16 protein-coding genes are annotated in these 18,179 nt (G+C 35.6%); 4 read left to right on the top strand and 12 right to left on the bottom strand.

Features of this window, described 5'->3' with window-relative positions; genetic code table 11:
• The first annotated feature begins 717 nt into the window (after window positions 1-717).
• Window positions 718-3,762, top strand: coding sequence for an efflux RND transporter permease subunit (locus FH036_RS19375; protein WP_138322466.1), 3,045 nt, complete (start codon window positions 718-720; stop codon window positions 3,760-3,762).
• Window positions 3,763-3,805: 43 nt separating this feature from the next.
• Here FH036_RS19375 and FH036_RS19380 read toward each other — a convergent pair whose 3' ends face one another.
• The 4 genes from FH036_RS19380 to FH036_RS19395 all read right to left on the bottom strand — a co-directional run bounded on the left by FH036_RS19380 (window position 3,806) and on the right by FH036_RS19395 (window position 7,237).
• Window positions 3,806-4,330: a P-loop nucleotide/nucleoside kinase family protein gene (locus FH036_RS19380; protein ID WP_044791303.1), complete on the bottom strand. Its 525-nt coding sequence runs from the start codon at window positions 4,328-4,330 to the stop codon at window positions 3,806-3,808.
• Between the two features lie 123 nt (window positions 4,331-4,453).
• Window positions 4,454-5,374 (bottom strand): phosphate ABC transporter permease PstA, encoded by a 921-nt coding sequence (gene pstA / locus FH036_RS19385; protein ID WP_000994142.1) that lies wholly within the window; start codon window positions 5,372-5,374, stop codon window positions 4,454-4,456.
• 2 nt (window positions 5,375-5,376) lie between these two features.
• A complete protein-coding gene (gene pstC, locus FH036_RS19390; RefSeq protein WP_000676680.1) occupies window positions 5,377-6,267 on the bottom strand; it encodes a phosphate ABC transporter permease subunit PstC in 891 nt (296 codons plus the stop codon).
• 70 nt (window positions 6,268-6,337) lie between these two features.
• On the bottom strand, window positions 6,338-7,237 hold the full coding sequence (locus FH036_RS19395; RefSeq protein WP_000245119.1) for a phosphate ABC transporter substrate-binding protein PstS: 900 nt from the start codon (window positions 7,235-7,237) through the stop codon (window positions 6,338-6,340).
• A 512-nt stretch (window positions 7,238-7,749) separates the two neighbouring features.
• On the opposite strand from FH036_RS19395, the gene FH036_RS19400 reads away from it, so the two are divergent.
• The 3 genes from FH036_RS19400 to FH036_RS19410 are packed head-to-tail and all read left to right on the top strand — an operon-like array spanning window position 7,750 to window position 10,104.
• The gene (locus tag FH036_RS19400; protein WP_000252984.1) at window positions 7,750-8,007 is read left to right on the top strand and encodes a FeoA family protein; all 258 of its coding nucleotides are present in this window, start codon (window positions 7,750-7,752) and stop codon (window positions 8,005-8,007) included.
• The gene (locus tag FH036_RS19405; protein WP_000033860.1) at window positions 8,004-8,726 is read left to right on the top strand and encodes a FeoB small GTPase domain-containing protein; all 723 of its coding nucleotides are present in this window, start codon (window positions 8,004-8,006) and stop codon (window positions 8,724-8,726) included. Before FH036_RS19400 ends, FH036_RS19405 begins: the two co-directional genes overlap by 4 nt.
• Window positions 8,704-10,104: a nucleoside recognition domain-containing protein gene (locus FH036_RS19410; RefSeq protein ID WP_000443586.1), complete on the top strand. Its 1,401-nt coding sequence runs from the start codon at window positions 8,704-8,706 to the stop codon at window positions 10,102-10,104. Before FH036_RS19405 ends, FH036_RS19410 begins: the two co-directional genes overlap by 23 nt.
• A 62-nt stretch (window positions 10,105-10,166) precedes the next feature.
• On the opposite strand, the gene FH036_RS27190 is transcribed toward FH036_RS19410, so the two are convergent.
• The 8 genes from FH036_RS27190 to FH036_RS19445 all read right to left on the bottom strand — a co-directional run bounded on the left by FH036_RS27190 (window position 10,167) and on the right by FH036_RS19445 (window position 17,859).
• The gene (locus tag FH036_RS27190; protein WP_000493993.1) at window positions 10,167-10,304 is read right to left on the bottom strand and encodes a hypothetical protein; all 138 of its coding nucleotides are present in this window, start codon (window positions 10,302-10,304) and stop codon (window positions 10,167-10,169) included.
• 11 nt (window positions 10,305-10,315) lie between these two features.
• Window positions 10,316-11,482: a spore germination protein GerLC gene (gene gerLC, locus FH036_RS19415; RefSeq protein WP_000681625.1), complete on the bottom strand. Its 1,167-nt coding sequence runs from the start codon at window positions 11,480-11,482 to the stop codon at window positions 10,316-10,318.
• On the bottom strand, window positions 11,466-12,590 hold the full coding sequence (gene gerLB / locus FH036_RS19420; protein WP_000802002.1) for a spore germination protein GerLB: 1,125 nt from the start codon (window positions 12,588-12,590) through the stop codon (window positions 11,466-11,468). Before gerLB ends, gerLC begins: the two co-directional genes overlap by 17 nt.
• Entirely contained in the window at window positions 12,591-14,069 is a 1,479-nt protein-coding gene (gene gerLA, locus FH036_RS19425) for a spore germination protein GerLA (RefSeq protein WP_130983617.1), read from the bottom strand.
• Window positions 14,070-14,171: 102 nt separating this feature from the next.
• Window positions 14,172-15,644, bottom strand: coding sequence for a sodium:solute symporter family protein (locus FH036_RS19430; protein WP_000125916.1), 1,473 nt, complete (start codon window positions 15,642-15,644; stop codon window positions 14,172-14,174).
• Complete coding sequence (locus FH036_RS19435; RefSeq protein ID WP_000719856.1) at window positions 15,641-15,838, bottom strand: DUF3311 domain-containing protein; 198 nt, start codon at window positions 15,836-15,838, stop codon at window positions 15,641-15,643. The genes FH036_RS19430 and FH036_RS19435 overlap by 4 nt, the downstream gene beginning before the upstream one ends.
• Before the next feature lies 1 nt (window position 15,839).
• A complete protein-coding gene (locus FH036_RS19440) occupies window positions 15,840-17,015 on the bottom strand; it encodes an amidohydrolase (RefSeq protein WP_000382098.1) in 1,176 nt (391 codons plus the stop codon).
• Window positions 17,016-17,148: 133 nt separating this feature from the next.
• Window positions 17,149-17,859 carry a C39 family peptidase gene (locus tag FH036_RS19445; protein WP_000734469.1) on the bottom strand — a complete coding sequence of 237 codons (711 nt, stop codon included), beginning with the start codon at window positions 17,857-17,859 and terminating at the stop codon, window positions 17,149-17,151.
• Between the last annotated feature and the right edge of the window lie 320 nt (window positions 17,860-18,179).

Consider the following 18,179-nt stretch of genomic DNA (forward strand, 5'->3'; position numbering starts at 1 on the left):
AGGATCAAACTCTCCAATAAAGTTAGTTTGTCTAGCATCTAAAATAAAAATTGACGTTTCACGTTGTTTGTTTCGTTCAGTTTTCAAAGAACTTGTCCATCGCTTCAGAAGCGACTTCATCATATTAACATCTTCATTTTTCGATGTCAACTAAGTTTTAAAATTTCTTTTTTGTCGTTTTCTACGTTTCCGCATCAGCGACGTTTATTAATATACCATCATGGTTTTTAAATAACAAGTGTTTTTTATAAAAAATAAAAAAAATATCTATCCTACTTTCTTCTATAGTAAAACCTTTTATTCTCTCTACTGAAAATAAGTATTTTGATTGTATACCAATACACTCTAATTAACCAAACTGCCTTTCATAATCCCTATCACCTTTTCATTCTCTTCTACATTAAAGTCCACATTTAAAAAGAAAATAGCTTCGCCACTTCCTAATAATGCGCACATGTTGATTTTTTGTCCCTCCACACAAATCATTACTAATTGAAAGAACCGGTTGTTGGCAGATAGCTCTACCCCAACCGAATTCGAGGTGAGAATTTTATCGTCCGACCAACGGCGGGATAGATAACGAAATTCCAACGAAACATCAACTTAAGATTATTGTTAGAATTTTTTTACATTTAATTAATGAAAAATATCCATTTTTTGTTATATAGTAAGAAAGGACGTACTCAACTATAAATAACCCAATGGAGGAATTACTTTATGGATAAGTTAACAAAGTTTTCATTAAAAAACCGCGCCGCTGTTATCATCATGGTTTTTCTCATTTCCATACTCGGTGTTTATTCCGGCTCTAAATTACCTATGGAATTTTTACCTAGCATCGATAATCCCGCAGTCACCGTCACAACCTTATCTCCAGGACTCGACGCCGAAGCAATGACAAAAGAAGTAACCGACCCCCTTGAAAAACAATTTCGCAACTTAGAACACATTGACAACATCACCTCTTCTACTCACGAAGGATTATCACGCATCGATATCGCGTATACATCCAAAGCAAATATGAAAGATGCCACACGTGAAGTTGAAAAGGCCATTAATACAATTAAATTACCTAAAGATGCAACGAAACCGATAGTTAGCCAATTAAATACTTCTATGATTCCACTCGCTCAAATTGCAATCCAAAAACAAAACGGATTTTCAAAAGCAGATGAAAAACAAATCGAAAAGGAAATCGTACCACAACTCGAAAGCATTGATGGCGTTGCCAACGTTATGTTTTTTGGAAAATCAACTTCCGAATTATCTATTATACTAGACCCAAACCAATTAAAAGATAAAAACGTAACAACGGAACAAATATTAAAAGTTTTACAAGGAAAAGAAACTTCCACTCCAGCTGGAGCTGTTACCGTTAATAAAGAAGAATATAACCTTCGTGTCATCGGGGATATAAAAAATGTAGATGACATTAAAAACATCACTGTTGCACCTCAAGTTAAATTACAAGATGTTTCTCGAATTGAACTTAAACAACACTACGATACAATCTCACATATAAACGGCGAAGAAGGCACTGGATTAATCATCATGAAAGAGCCAAGTAAAAATGCAGTTGCAACCGGAAAAGAAATTGATAAAAAAATTAAAGATATAAGTAAACAATATAAAGATCAGTTTTCTATTAAACTTTTAGCATCAACTCATGAGCAAGTTGAAAATGCTGTTACTAGTATGGGAAAAGAAGTAATCCTTGGAGCACTTGCGGCAACTCTAATTATCTTAATCTTTTTACGTAACTTCCGAACGACACTCATTGCTGTTGTCAGTATTCCATTATCTATTTTATTAACACTCTTTTTACTACACCAATCTAACATCACACTTAACACTCTAACACTTGGTGGTTTAGCCGTTGCAGTTGGACGTCTCGTCGATGATAGCATCGTTGTCATTGAGAATATTTTCCGACGTTTACAAAAAGAATCTTTCTCTAAAGATATTATTCTCGATGCAACGAAAGAGGTCGCCGTCGCAATTACTTCTTCTACTTTAACAACGGTCGCTGTTTTTTTACCTATTGGCCTCGTATCAGGAGTAATCGGAAAATTAATGTTACCTATGGTATTAGCAGTCGTATATTCTATACTATCATCCTTAATCGTTGCACTAACAGTTGTTCCACTTATGGCTTTTTTACTACTCAAAAAAACAAAACACAAAAAGCCAAGTTCTTCACCACGATATGTGGCTACATTAAAGTGGGCTCTTTCGCATAAATTCATTATTCTACTTACTTCTTTTTTATTATTCGCAGGATCGATTGCTGCCTATGTATTACTACCGAAAGCGAATATAAAATCTGAAGACGACACAATGTTATCTATTAATATGACTTTTCCGGCTGATTACGCTCCTGAAACCCAAAAACAAAAAGCTTTTGATTTCGAAAAGAAACTACTTTCTAATTCAGATGTAACGGATGTTATTTTACGAATGGGATCTAGCGCAGAAGATGCACAATGGGGGCAAACGACGAAAAATAATCTCGCAAGTATATTGGTAGTCTTTAAAAAAGGTTCTGATATTGATCAGTATATTAAAGAGTTAAAGAAAGAACATAAAACTTTTGAACCCGCGGAACTTGATTATATAAAAATGAGTTATTCAAGCTCTGGCAGCGGCAATAATTTGCAATTCAACGTAACAGCCACTAACGAAACGAATTTAAAAGAGGCTGCTACTATCGTCGAAACAAAACTAAAAGATATGGATGATCTTTCTAAAGTAAAAACGAATTTAGAAGACTCTAAGAAAGAATGGCAAATCCATGTTGATCAAACAAAGGCCGAACAACTAGGATTAACACCAGAATTAGCAGCTCAACAAGTGGCATTCCTTATGAAGAAATCACCTATTGGTGAAGTTTCAATTAATAACGAAAAAACTACTATTATGATAGAACATAAAAAAGAAAGTATTACTAAACAAGAAGACATTTTAAACACAAACATACTATCACCTATTAATGGACCAATTCCTTTAAAAGACATTGCAACTATTTCAGAAAAGCAACTTCAAACAGAAGTTTTCCATAAAGATGGAAAAGAAACGATCCAAATTACCGCAGAAGCTTCAAATGAAGATTTAAGTAAGGTAAGCACAGAAGTGAACAAAGCGATAGCCGACTTAGATTTACCTAACGGAGCCAAAGTAAATATCGCAGGCGCCACTGAATCTATGCAAGAGAACTTCACAGATTTATTCAAGATTATGGGGATTGCAATCGGGATTGTATATTTAATTATGGTTATTACCTTTGGGCAGGCACGTGCTCCTTTTGCAATCTTGTTCTCCTTGCCATTAGCTGCTGTCGGCGGTATTTTAGGATTAATCATTTCAGGAACACCAGTTGATGTAAATTCCTTGATCGGCGCATTAATGTTAATCGGGATTGTCGTTACAAACGCTATCGTATTAATAGAAAGAGTACAACAAAACCGAGAACACGGTATGGAAACGAGAGAGGCCTTACTTGAAGCAGGTTCCACTAGATTACGCCCAATTATTATGACAGCTATTACAACAATCGTCGCTATGCTACCACTCCTATTTGGTCAATCACAAGCAGGAAGTATGGTATCGAAAAGTTTGGCAGTCGTTGTCATCGGCGGTTTAGCAGTCTCAACTGTCCTTACATTAGTAGTCGTTCCTGTAATGTATGAACTATTAGATAAAATCGGAAGAAAAAGACGCTCTCGTAGAAAAATAAATACTTCTACAGAAACACCTGATATTTAAACGAAAAAGCGTTATCTTCACGAATGAAGATAACGCTTTTTCTCTACCTACTCATATAATCCATCATTTTTTCCACATACCGCTCTAGCGGTTCACTAGAATCCACAATAAGATATTCACTATGTAAAGGTCTTTTACTACCATCTAACCACTTTTTAAAAGCTACTTCGGAATCCACTCGTCCAACCTGACTGACCATACGCTTACGTGTTTGTAGTCTCATATTAATCTCTTCCATATCATTCAGATAACACTCAATATATTTATATTTCACACCATGTTTATTAGACAGCTTAATTCCCTTTTCAACCATCCCTTCATATAGACATGGACTATCCAATATCACACTATGTCCTTGTTCTAAATACGAATCAATCAATGCCCATTCAACATCGTATGATACTCCTCCAACAACCGTCGATTCAATCCCTTTCATTTCTAATGATTGTAACAATGCCGATTTCAAAACGTCATGATCTACAATTACAGCACCTGTTAACTTCGCTATATACTTAGAAACTGTCGATTTTCCCGATCCAGGAAATCCTGACATTTGCAGAAAAAACAATTCCTCCACCCCTTCATTTGCACCTGTTCATCTATATAATTCAATTCCCGTTACTTCCATTCCTTCTATACTAAAACGCAAAAGGAACTCCCTACTTATAAATAGAGAGTTCCTCTTTATCATTTATGCTGCTTTTACCTTCTTCGTCGTTTTACTTTTTCTTTTCGCTCCTGTAAAACGTTTGTGCAATATAGATGCTACTAATCGTGAAATAACATTGAATAGTAATACCATAATAATTAATACAGCTGCAGATTTTGTCGCAATTAACTTCGCATCTGGGATAATCCCTTCAGAATTTAACTTCCAAATGTGAACCGCTAACGTTTCAGCTGGTCTAAATGGATTTAAAGGATGAGCAGGACTTGAGAAGTCCGCTGCTGAATTTAAAATTGGAGATGTTAAACCCGCTGTATAAATTAATGCCGCTGCTTCACCAAATATACGACCTGCCGCTAAAATAACACCTGTAATAATTTGCGGTAATGACGACGGGATAATAATACGAGTGATCGTTTGCCACTTTGTTGCACCTAATCCAAGACTCGCCTCTTTCACATTAGAAGGAACCTCTGAAATCGCATTTTCACAAACACGAGTTAAACCTGGCAAGTTTAAAATTGTTAAAGCAAGGGCACCACCCATTACTGTGTATCCCCATCCTGTCATTGTAACGAACACTAACAAACCGAATAAACCAACAACAATAGAAGGTAAAGATGCCATTGTCTCGATACATAAACGAACAAAGTTTAAAAAACGTCCTTGTTTTGCATACTCTGCTAAATATATTCCAGCGCCTAATCCAAGTGGAATAGATATAATAAGCGTTATAACAAGCATATAGAATGAATTGAATAACTGCGGACCAATCCCACCACCAGCTCTTGTATTGCTTGGTTCTCCAAACAAGAAATTAGGATCCCAAAAACCCCATCCCTTTTGTAAAATCTCAAACACTAAGAACACTAGTAAAGCTACAACTAAAGCCGCAACCGCATAAAAGATACCTGTCCAAACTTTATTTACCGTTCTTGCATTCATTATTATCGCTCACCTCTTTGCCCAATTGCTCGAATTACTAAAATAAACAGGAATGAAATAACAAGTAAAATCATTGCTAAAGTCCATAGCGCATTGTTCCAAGCAGTTCCGTTTAATGTATTTGTCATGTCCATTGTCAAAATACCAGTTAACGTTGCTGTCGGGCTATATATTCCTTCTGGTAATTTAACCGTATTCCCAATTACCATTTGAACCGCTAATGCTTCACCAAAAGCACGCGCTAAACCTAAAACAATACCTGTTAAAATCCCCTTTTTCGCAGCAGGAACAATCACTCGGCTAATCGCTTGCCATTTCGTTGATCCTAAACCATAAGAAGCTTCTAAATAATCAAATGGAACAGAGCGTATTGCATCAGAAGCGATACTAGCAATAGTAGGCAAAATCATTATACTTAATACAACAATACCTGCAATTAAACTAAAGCCCACTCCTCCAAACGAATCACGTAATAGCGGTACTAAAATTGTAACCCCTAATAATCCGTATACAACCGAAGGAATACCAACTAATAATTCTAAAACAGGCTTCAATACTTTATTTCCAAACTTCGGCGAAATTAAATTCATGAATATAGCAAGAGCTATAGCAATTGGTGCACTAATAATAACCGCACCTAACGAAACCACCGTTGAACCTACAATAAAAATTACAGCCCCAAAAGTTCCCTCATCAGCATTTGGACTCCATTTTGTCGATGTTAACATCTCAGTAAACGAGATACCACTTTGCGTAAAAGATTGAATTCCTTTACCGCAAATAAACGCAATAATAGCTAATGTAACTAAAACAATAAAAATACCACAAAACGTAACAAGTGATCTTCCTATATATTCACTTTTCACGTAATTAATTTGTTTTTTCCCCTTCATCACAGGACAGACCCCACTTCATAAATTGAAATGAACAGGACTGGCCTTGCAGCCAGCCCCATAAATTTTATTACTTATTTAATTTAGACATTGGAATATAACCCATATCTTCTACTTGCTTTTCAAAATCTTTACCTTTTACATAGTCAATGTAAGCTTTTGTTGCTTCTTTCGCTTCACCTTTCGTTACCATGTACTCGTAAGACCAGAATGGATATTTACCAGACGCAATGTTTTCAACTTTTGGTTCAGCACCATCAATTTTCACTGTTTGTAGCGCACCTTTTTTCTCGCCAACCATGTAAGACATTGCTAAATAACTTACTGAACCTGGAGTAGAATTAATCGCTTGCTCTACTGCACCGTTAGAATCTTGTGTAGTACCAGTTCCGTCATTAATTTTCGCATCTTTCATAATTGTTTTTTCAAATGTAGCACGTGTACCAGAAGAAGCTGGACGGTTAATTACGTTGATTTTCTCATCTTTCCCGCCTACCTCTTTCCAGTTTGTTACTTTTCCAGTGAAGATATCTTGTACTTGTTGTACTGTTAAATTATCAACTTTTACATCTTTATTTACGACAAGTGCGAATGCAATACCCGCTACCTTGTTATCTACTAATTCTTTCGCCTTATCAGCATCTTTTATTTTATCTGCAGATGGAACATCTGAGTTACCAATTTGGACCGCACCAGAAGCTACTTGGTTAATTCCAGTTCCACTACCGCCACCTTGCACTTGAATAGAAACGTTTGAATTTTTCTCCATAAATTTCTTTCCAGCTTCCTCTGCAAGAGGTTGAAGTGCTGTAGAGCCTGCAGCTGCTATCGTACCTGACAATTCTTGTTTTGCATTATCGCTTCCTTTAGCGTCTTTGCCTGATGTCTCTTCTGCTTTTCCACATCCCACTAATGAACCCGCTACCACTAAAGCTGCTAAAGAAAATTTAATACCCTTTTTCATGACCATGTCTTGTACCCCCATTTGGATTATCACTTTTCACATTTATCTACTTCTTTCGAACACAAATTCATTGTAGGACAATAATATTATGTGAGTGTTAAGCAATTTTTAATTTTAAGTAAATGACGATAATACCCCTTAAAAACTAGGAATCCCAACATTTATAGTTGAAGAACCCAACAAAATCCACACTAATTAGGCTGCAATGTAAATTTATTCTTAACAATGTAAATTCAATGTAAATATTTTTCACTCTTTTTTCCTTTTAGTTAAAGTTACATTTACAATTCCGTTGTATTTTGTTACTTTTACGCGCCTAATTTATGTACATTACACAGAATTTCAGTAATATTTTTTAGTACAACTAAATAAATTGGAACAATTCTAAAAATAAATGAATATTTTTAAAGTACCAATTGACAGCATCATCCAATGTAGTCTACTATATTACTAACAAAAAGTTTACCTAAGGAAACTTTTTAAACTTAAACTAACAATATAGAGATGAGGTAACTTTTATGGTATCGGCTAATATAAAACCACTTTCCGAATTTAAGACTGGAGAGTTTGTACAAATTGAGAAGATACAATTAGAAGGAACTATGAAACGACGCTTATTAGATTTAGGATTTATCCCAGGCGCAACAATTAAAGTATTACAACGCAGCCCACTTGGAGATCCGGTCGCTTATCAAGTAAGCAACACAACTATCGCACTACGCAAGGAAGAAAGTTCCCTTATTTTCGGGGTATTAATAGGAGATGATTTCAGATGAGCAAACATCGCATTGCTTTAGCTGGCAACCCAAATACCGGGAAAAGTACATTATTTAATACTTTAACAGGTTTAAAACAACATACTGGAAACTGGACGGGAAAAACTGTTTTAAAAGCTGAAGGAGAATATGAACATAACGGTAGTAAATATACATTAATAGATTTACCTGGGACTTACTCACTATATTCAAATTCTGCGGATGAAGAAGTAGCAAGGGATTATATTATATTTGAAAAACCAGAAGTAACTGTAGTTGTTGTAGATGCAACAGCAATGGAAAGAAATTTAAATTTAGCACTTCAAGTGATGGAAATGACGAGTAACGTAGTCATTTGTATTAACTTAATTGATGAAGCTGAGAAAAAAGGCATCGTTATCGATGAAAAAAAATTAGCAAAATCACTTGGTGTACCTGTAGTTAAGATTTCCGCTCGTAACCGAGTAGGCATCGGTCATTTACTAAATGTCATTGCTAAAGTAGCAAATAAAAAGCTAATTCCAGCACCAATTAAAGTTACTTATAGTGAAAAAATCGAAAATATGATTCGAGAATTAGAACCACAAATTTATAAAGTATTCGGTGATACGTATCCAGCACGTTGGATTGCATTACGTATATTAGATGGAGATAAAAATTTCTTAACTGCACTTGAAAAACATCATAACGAACCACTTGTAAGGGAGGTCGTAATCAATGGAATCTCACTCAGCCAGTAAAGCTCTTCCATTAGACTATATTATTCAACATGCACAAGCACTATCAAAAGAAGATATACGAGATGATATTGTCGGAGATATTTACCGTACATCTGCAAGCATCTGTAAAGAATCTGTTCAATATACAAATACGGATAAATTGTATCGTTCTGAAAAACTAGATAAAATTTTCACATCTCCAATATGGGGATTCCCAATTATGCTCGGTATTTTATCTATCATTTTTTATCTTACAATTGCAGGGGCTAACGTACCATCTGATATGATTGCTGAGTTTTTCGGATGGGCCGAAGGATATTTAACATCTTGGTTCCAAGCAGCACACGCACCTGAATGGTTACATGGCATTTTAATACTTGGTTTATTCCGTGGTATCGGTGCTGTTATTAGCGTTATGTTACCACCTATGGCCATCTTTTTCCCTATGTTTGCACTATTAGAAAACTACGGATACTTACCACGCGTTGCGTTTAATATGGACCGCTTATTCAAACGCTCTGGTGCACACGGTAAACAATCTTTAACAATGGCAATGGGCTTTGGTTGTAATGCAGCAGCCATTATGTCAACACGTATTATTGAATCACCACGTGAACGTATGCTTGCAATCTTAACAAACAACTTCGTTCCTTGTAACGGTCGCTGGCCTATGTTAATTTTAATGGCCTCATTATTTATGGCTGCTGGTTATACAGGTAGTATGCAAACACTTGTTACTGCCGGCGTTGTAGTTGGAATGGTTGTAATTGGTATCGTTATGACATTAACTGTTTCTTGGGTACTATCCAAAACAGCTTTAAAAGGCGTTCCAACCCACTACACACTTGAGTTACCGCCGTACCGTAAGCCAAAGGTTTGGAATACAATTGTGCGTGCAACACTCGATAAATCAGTTTATGTTTTAAAACGAGCTGTAGTTGTAGCTGCCCCTGCGGCTGCATTAACTTGGTTACTTGCTAATATTTTCATCGGTGACACAAGTCTACTTATGTATTTTGTAAACTTCCTAGATCCATTTGCTAAAATGTTAGGACTTGACGGCTTTATTCTAGCTGCTTTCATTCTTGGACTACCAGCGAACGAAATTGTTATCCCGATTTTATTAATGTCTTACTTATCAACCGGAGCTTTAACTGAAATAGATGATTTTAATCAAATTAAAAATCTATTCTTAGAAAATGGTTGGACTTGGTTAACGGCGTTAAACACAATGTTGTTCTCACTTCTTCATTTCCCATGCGGAACGACACTGGTTAACATATATAAAGAAACAAAAAGTGCAAAATGGACATTCTTATCGTTTGCAATCCCTACCGTTATCGCTATTGTTGTGACATTCCTCTCTACACAATTGGTACATTGGTTAGGGCTTGTATAAAAACAAAGCATACATAGAAGGTATCCCCCTTCACATATGCTTTGTGCGAAAGAAACCTGAAATTATTCAGGTTTCTTTTTTTGCACCTCATTATTCCAAGGCTGCGCTCCATACGTTGTAATTTTTTTATGAATGTAGTATATAGCTCCCGGAAGAACTGCCATTAATATTGTGCAACTAATCCCTAATCCAGTAAACACCTTCCATCACCTTACTTCACTTTCTTTGGTAACGCTGAACCTGAATGTTCAATTGTTGGATCAACGTGAACATTAATTTCAGCATTACTAAAATAATTCTGGCCTTGATCCCAATTCTTACTAACTTTCTTCCACTCTTTATAATTATGCCTCTTATATACCTCTCCTAATTCCAATACATCTACCTTATATTTTTTTTGAACAAGCTGTATAGACTTTTCAATACGCTTCTTCATTTCCTTTGAAATTTCTTTCTTTAAAAGCTTTTCATTCATCACTTGTTTCGGTTCATTAAAATGTAACTCAGCTAATATGCCTTCTGTGGACAAATGAATATCAAACTTCGGTTTTGTAGCATTTTCAGTAGACACTTGGATCTTTCGGCGCAACTTATGAATTTCATATGTAATGAGCTGATTCTTTTTACGAACAGTAAAGAAACCTCCAATTTTCTTACCTATTACATAGTTCATTCCTAATGTTTGTTCTCCACTCAAAGTTCCAACGCACTTATTATCCTTTCCACGGATCAATGCCGCTCCTTCCATTTGTACGCCTTGTTTAGTTAACCCTAAGAGAGGTAATGCAAAACTTCGATCTGCAATCATTTTCCCTTGTACTTCACCAATTCTCGCCGCCTCAATCATTTGAGCGTTTTTCGGAGGATGTTCAGCTAACATATCAATGTACTGCGCCGGTAAGTTTTCAGGTTTTGCACTCTGTTTTAAAATAGATTCTGCATTTTTCTTGGAAACGAACAAACGAATATTTCTTCTCATTTCATGGTCACGAAAATATACATCTAACGTATTTTGCAAAACATACGGATTTGCTAGTAATTCATCCGAAAAAATAATGACTTGTATATGCGGAAAAAATAATGTTCGACTAATTTTTTTAGCAATTATTCTTATTTGCTCAAAGACGCTATCTGCTTTCGCACTTACGTTAATATAATTTTCACTATCTCCATCGCCCTGTCCACTTTGTTGTGCTAACTTACTGGGAAGTACCATCTGATACGTCCCTTTCATAATCGGATTTGATTTCTTTTTCTTCACAATATCGTAAGCTGCGCCTACTACAAATCCTCTTTCTTCTATTTCTTCTAGTTCAGAGCACCCACTTATAGATCCAACTAAAACCATAAGCATTATAATTTTAAGAAGGTGTTTCATTTCTACCATTCCTTCTTTTTATTTTATATACAATAAAAACTAGCAAAGGAGCTAATACGACAAATCCCATATCTATCCACGCTAAATACGTTCCGTAACTTGATAACGTATTTAAATTACCAGGGAGCATATTCAGCATAAAAATCAGAGGCGCGCTTCCGAAAATAAAAATATGTTTCTTCACTTTCGGAAACATGGCACAAAATAATAAAGATGCGACGTCATAATACATTGCTGTAGTGTTATAAATAGTAATAATCCAAGTCGTAAAAAAAATTGCATCGAACCTTTCTAAAAATCCTCCACCAATTTCAATTTCTTTCCCTAATTCAATTGTCGGATATGTCAACCCACGTGTTGTCATATACGTAAAAACACTAATACAAGTTACATAAATTAAAATGTATGACAACACGTTTACCATCACAGCTTTTGCAACTGCCATCGGTGCTTTTTTCGCCGTCTTATCGTTTAACAAAACAGCATAAAACAAAGCTACTTCAAACCCAATAAACGTAAAAATAGAATTTTTAACTCCAACAGCATATTGACTCACTTTCGTTTGAAAAGCTGGTAGTAAATTATTTATTTCCATTAAATTTATATTCAATAAAGAAAGAAGTACTATCGCAATTAAAACAATAGGTAAAAATAGAACATTTAACCTTAATAAGGCCGCTCTTGAACCTGCAATTCCGTAAATAACAACTAGTAAGAAGAAAAAAGACAGCAGTTGTATCGGTGTCTCACTAAATAAATACGTTTGAGAAATAATTGAAATCATTCGCGATTCATATGCTGTCAAAGCAGCAAACGTTAATACTAAAATGCTACTAATCGTGTACGCAACAGGCTTTGTCAAATGCGCACTTGTATATTGAACAAAGTTTTGTTTCGGGAATAAAATAGCTACCCTCGTTACAAACCAACCTAAAACTGCACATATTAATCCACCCAAAAGCAAAATAATCCAACCATCTGAAAATAATGTTTGGTTTGCAATATCCCTTGGCATAGATAATGCGCCTATACCAATAATGGTCGATGATACCGCAAACCCAATTTCCCGAGATCCAATTTCTTCATCGCCATACTCAAATGGTTTCAATTATTCTCGCTCCTTTGGACGTACTGTAGAATCTTTTGTTTGTAAATATTCAGGTCTCTCTTTCAGCATTGATTTTGGCATGCGAATAAACTCTTCTTTCCAATCTTTATAAAATGCAGGAGCAATTGGAGTTGTATACGGTACACCAACACTTGTTAAATTTGTAATATGAACAGCAAGCGCAATAAGAGCTAGAATGATTCCATACAACCCAAAAGCCGTTGCTGCTAATACAAAGACGAAAAGTAAAATCCGAAACGTAATTGTAATGCTATACACTGGAAGTGAAAATGTAGCAATAGCTGTAACCGCAATAATGATAACTAAAAATGGATTTACAATTCCTGCATTCACCGCTGCCTCTCCAATTACAAGACCACCTACAATCCCAATTGTTTGTCCCATCGGTTTCGGCAACCTAATTCCTGCTTCTCGTATTAACTCCATCGTTAATGCCATCATTAACGTTTCAATATAGGCAGGAAACGGAACACCTTCTCTTGCTCCAGCAATCGAATAAGCCAATTTAGAAGGAATAAGTCCTTGGTGATATGAGACGAGCGCTACATACATCGCCGGCATTAAAATTGCAACTATACCAGAACCCATCCGCAAAATTCTTAATAAAGTTCCTATTACCCAACGCTCATAATGATCTTCCACAGATTGAAAAATATCGACAAATACTAGCGGAGCTATAAGCGCAAACGGGGATCCATCCACCAAAATAGCTGCCTTTCCTTTCGCTAATGAGGCCACAATATTATCAGGTCTTTCCGTATTCAAAAACTGCGGAAACGGCGACAAATTATTATCTTGAATTAATTGCTCAATTGTACCCGTCTCAAAAACGACATCTGTCACTATGGATTGAAGACGCCGATCTAGCTCTTTTACAATGTAAGGATTAATAATGTCTTCTATATATACTAAAGTCACTTCTTTTTGGGATCTCTTTCCCATAATATAAGATTGAAATCTCAGCTTTGGGTCACGTAAACTACGGCGAATTAACATTTTATTCACGTTAATATCTTCATTTAATCCTATCCTCGGTCCACGTATTAAATCTTCTGTTACTGGCGGTTCTAAACTTCTTTTTTCCCAAGCTCTACTATTAATCACGATAGCAGTTTGAATATTATCAATTAATATAACTGTATCTCCCGCTAAAATCGCATTTATAATATCCGGAAATGTTGTCTTCTTACCAACTTCTGCAATAGAAATAAAGCGATCTAATAATGTTTGAACAACAGCTTCGTCTTTTTGTATCTCTTCATATTGAAGCGTACGAACTACATATTTATAAACGTTATCCTTATCTGTTAACCCACATAAAAAGACAACAGCACAACGTGTAAAACTACCAGCAAGGGCAACTTCCCTAATTGTCAAATCATTAGGCGAACCTAACTCATCTCTAATTTCTTTCATAATTTCAAATAAGTTACCTTTTAGCTCTAACAAATCCCCCACCTAACTTCCTTTTCAACAAGTTTTTAGTTAGATTCCGCTAATAGAAGAAAATATATACAAAAAAAGAGCTATCTCTTTTCAAAGATAGCTCTAGCATACGAATTACTTTTCTACTATTATATTGTCTTTCTTTATAGATACATTTTTCGTGAATCCGCTAACGATAAACATCACAATCATATTCATTAACAGCGCGACTATACCTACATTTAAATCTTTTATATATTGAGGGAAACCCGGAAACATCGTAGCTATAGTTGAACCAGATAAAGTAATATACGCAACCACTAATAACCCAATCCCCATCCCGGCAATTGCTCCTTGCTTCGTAATAGTCTGACGTGGAAACAAACTACATACAAGTGCCGGGAAAAGTTGTGTCACTATACTATATCCCATTAAAAGAAGTGCTCCTATCGTTTCTCCACCTTTAAAAGTAAACAAAACAGCTACAAGTGTTACTACAGGAACAAATAATTTCGCTGTTTTTGCCACTTGTCGATCCGAAGCAGATGGGACCATTGTTCGGTAAATATTTTTCGCTAATAATGTAGAAGCAGCCATGACAAGCATAGAACCTGGAACTAATGCCGTTAAAACTCCTGCACTACCAATAATCCCAATAAACCAAGGATCAAAAGTTTGAAGAGCCAGACGGAATAACGAAAGGTCTACATCCCCTCCCTTTAATCCAGGAACTTGCAAAATAGCTGCAAACCCTGCAAAGAACACGAAAAGTAAAACTAAAGAATACAGTGGCATAATGGCCGCATTTTTACGAAATACTTTTTCATTTTTTGCAGAGAAAGCAGAGGCGAATGTATGGGGCCACATATAGAAACCGAGAGCTGTTAATACAATAGTAGAAACAAACCAAGAAATGCTCATTCCTTCATCAGGTAAAGATAAAAATCCTGGTTTTGCTGCTTCTACAGCTTCAAACATCGGCTGAAATCCTCCGTAATAATGGTACGGTAAATATATACCTAAAAACATAACGATAAACAGGATCATAATATCCTTCAAAGCGGCCGTCCAAGCAGAGCCGTGTATACCTGAAACCATTACATATATCGTTATAACAATTGCGCCAATCCACACTGCGATAACTGGTGATACCCTTCCGTAAGACGCTTCCGAAACGATAATTCCTAATCCTTTTAACTGTAAAACAAGGTATGGGATAATCGAAATAACCCCAATGATAGAAACGATAAGGCCCAGTGCCTGACTCTTATATTTCTTCACAAAAAAATCTGGCTGTGAAACTAGATTGTGCTCTTTTGCATACTTCCAAACTGGTGGTAATAAAAAATAAGATAAAATATAAGCTAATGCACCATAACCTAAAATATAAAAAGTAGGTGCTCCTTTACTATACGCCCAGCCACTTCCGCCTAAAAATGTGAATGTCGTATAAATTTCACCTGCCATAAGAAGAAAAACAAAAATAGTGCCAAATCCTCTTCCTCCAACTGACCATTGCTCTAAATTCATATCTTTTCCATGTTGTGCCCGAATTCCTAAAAATAGTGCGAGAAACAAAAATAAAATAATGATAAGTAATGCGGTCATTTTACATCCTCCTTATTAGCAGGATCAAATACGTATACAATCCCCATACAAAGAGATGTAATAAGCACTGATAATAATATCCAAAATAATAAAAATGGCATCCCTAATATGTAAGGAGTAACTGAATTAGCAAATACGGGGCCAACAACTAAACAAAAAACTGGAATAAGCGCTAATACGTGTATTTTCTTCATCTCATTCTCCTTTACTTATGAAATTCATAATTGATGATACAAAGACTTGCACGCCAATTGGTAATGCATCTTCATCAATCGTAAAACGAGGGTGATGGTGAGGATATATAATTCCTTTCTCTTTATTTCCTGCTCCGATAAAAAAGAATGTCCCTGGTGCTTTTTGTAAAAACGCTGAAAAATCTTCTCCAGCCATCGTCGGCTGTAAACGAGTAACTCGTTCTCTTCCATAAAGCTGTAATGCTGTTTGCTCAATAATCTCTGTAACTTTATAATCATTTACGACGGGACGATATCCATATTCATAAGAAAACGTATATTTCGCTCCGTAAGCTTCCGTCACATGCTTTACAATCTGTTCAATTCTTTTCTCTGTTTCTTCTCGCAACTCATGTCTTAAACTCCGCACTGTCCCTTCAATCTCCGCTTGCTCTGGAATCACATTATGAGTTGTCCCAGCGTGAAATTGCGTAACAGATACTACAAGAGAATCTAACGGATTCGTGAGGCGAGAGACAATTTGCTGAAGTTGCGAAACCACTTGTGTACCAATTGCAATACTATCAACTGTTTCATGAGGGATTCCAGCATGTCCACCTTTTCCTTCTATTATAATTTTAAAAACATCTGGAGCAGCCATTGCGGGACCATAAATTACACCTACTTTTCCAACCTCTAACGATGCCCAAAGGTGAGCACCAATAATATAATCGACCCCTTCCATTACACCCGCTGCAACCATTTCCTCTGCACCACCAGGAAAGTTTTCTTCAGCATGTTGGAATAGAAAACGAATCTCCCCTTTAATCTTCTCTCTTGCTTCTACTAACTTATGTACAACTCCAAGTAATATCGCTATATGTCCATCATGGCCACATGCATGCATTACACCCGGATATGTAGAAATAAAGTCAAACTCATTCTCTTCATGAATAGGTAGGGCATCCATGTCAGCTCGAACCGCAACTATTTTACCAGGCTGCTTTCCAATCAACCTTGCCATTACACTATATTTCGTAGGTCTTGACACCTCTAAACATGGGATTTTCCGAAGTATGTCGAATACAAACTGCGATGTTTTTTCTTCTTGAAAAGATAACTCTGGATACTTATGAAAATGCCTTCTCCACTCAACCAACTGATCCTTTGACAAAACAAGTTCTTTTGCAACATCCATTTCTCTTCTCCCCTTCTTCACCAAGTTAAATGTTATTATAACGTGAATTGTTAACTTTTAAAAGAATCTTCTGAATTTTCCGCTATAATTATTTAAAAATAAAAAGCCATCAAAAAAGATGGCTTTCTCATTATTATAAAATAGTAATTGCTTGTTTCCCCATTTGCTCCCACGCTTGCTCAAACTCTGCTCGCGGAACAGCAAAACGCGGATTATTTTTTAGAGGATCATTTACATATACAAAGTTTTGATCGTATCCAACTACTACTACACTATGCTCAAAATATGTAATTTTCACTTCACCAGAGCTTGTATTCCATGTTTCAAATCTACTTTCAGCTAGCGGCTTAAACGTTGTATTAATAATAACCCATACTGGAGAACCAGAACTAATTACCTTATATAGATCATTCACGTCTCTATCTGTTAGATTAATTACTTTTTCAGAAACATATTTTTCCGCTAAATTAAAGATTGGTTTATTGTACACACCATATCCTGGTTCAGCTTTTGTATAAATATTTCCAACAAATCCCTCATAAGGATTTCCACGCAAACCATCTTGTTCAAATGGAACTCGATGAATTTCACTAGCAAGTTGCATCTTATCTACTTGTACACCTTTATATTGTAGCAACATAGCTAAGCTTGTCACTTCACATCCACGAGGCAATTCTGGTAACTGCTTTATAAACGGAACATTTTCAATCATAGCCGCTTCTTTCATTTCAGATAGAAAATCTAAGCGTAGCACTTGTGCCTTTTGTATAATCTTATCTTTCCCTATAAAAAACGCTGCAGCAAATATAATTCCAAAAACAAAAAGATATTTTAACTTTTTCATTTTAAACAAAACTCCATTAATTATTATTTTACAGATATACCTGCTATCATTGTACCTTGCTTCTTACTAGTTTGCTAGAAAGATTCTGTGAATCATTGTTCACACTTTTTCTATAAAGAAAATTCTAATTATTTTTAATAAAAAGAAAAAACAATATACTTTTCTGAATATTTTTGCTAAAATCAAAATAATTAACATGGTGAAGATATCACCTTATTAACAAAAACATTCTTAGAGTATTTAGTCATAGTTCACATTTTTACATACTCCATTCATTTCATAATAAATAAACCGAGTATGTGTCACATCCCCCACTAATG

The sequence above is a fragment of the Bacillus sp. CD3-5 genome (assembly GCF_006349665.1).
In the GTDB taxonomy this organism is placed as follows: domain Bacteria; phylum Bacillota; class Bacilli; order Bacillales; family Bacillaceae_G; genus Bacillus_A; species Bacillus_A paranthracis.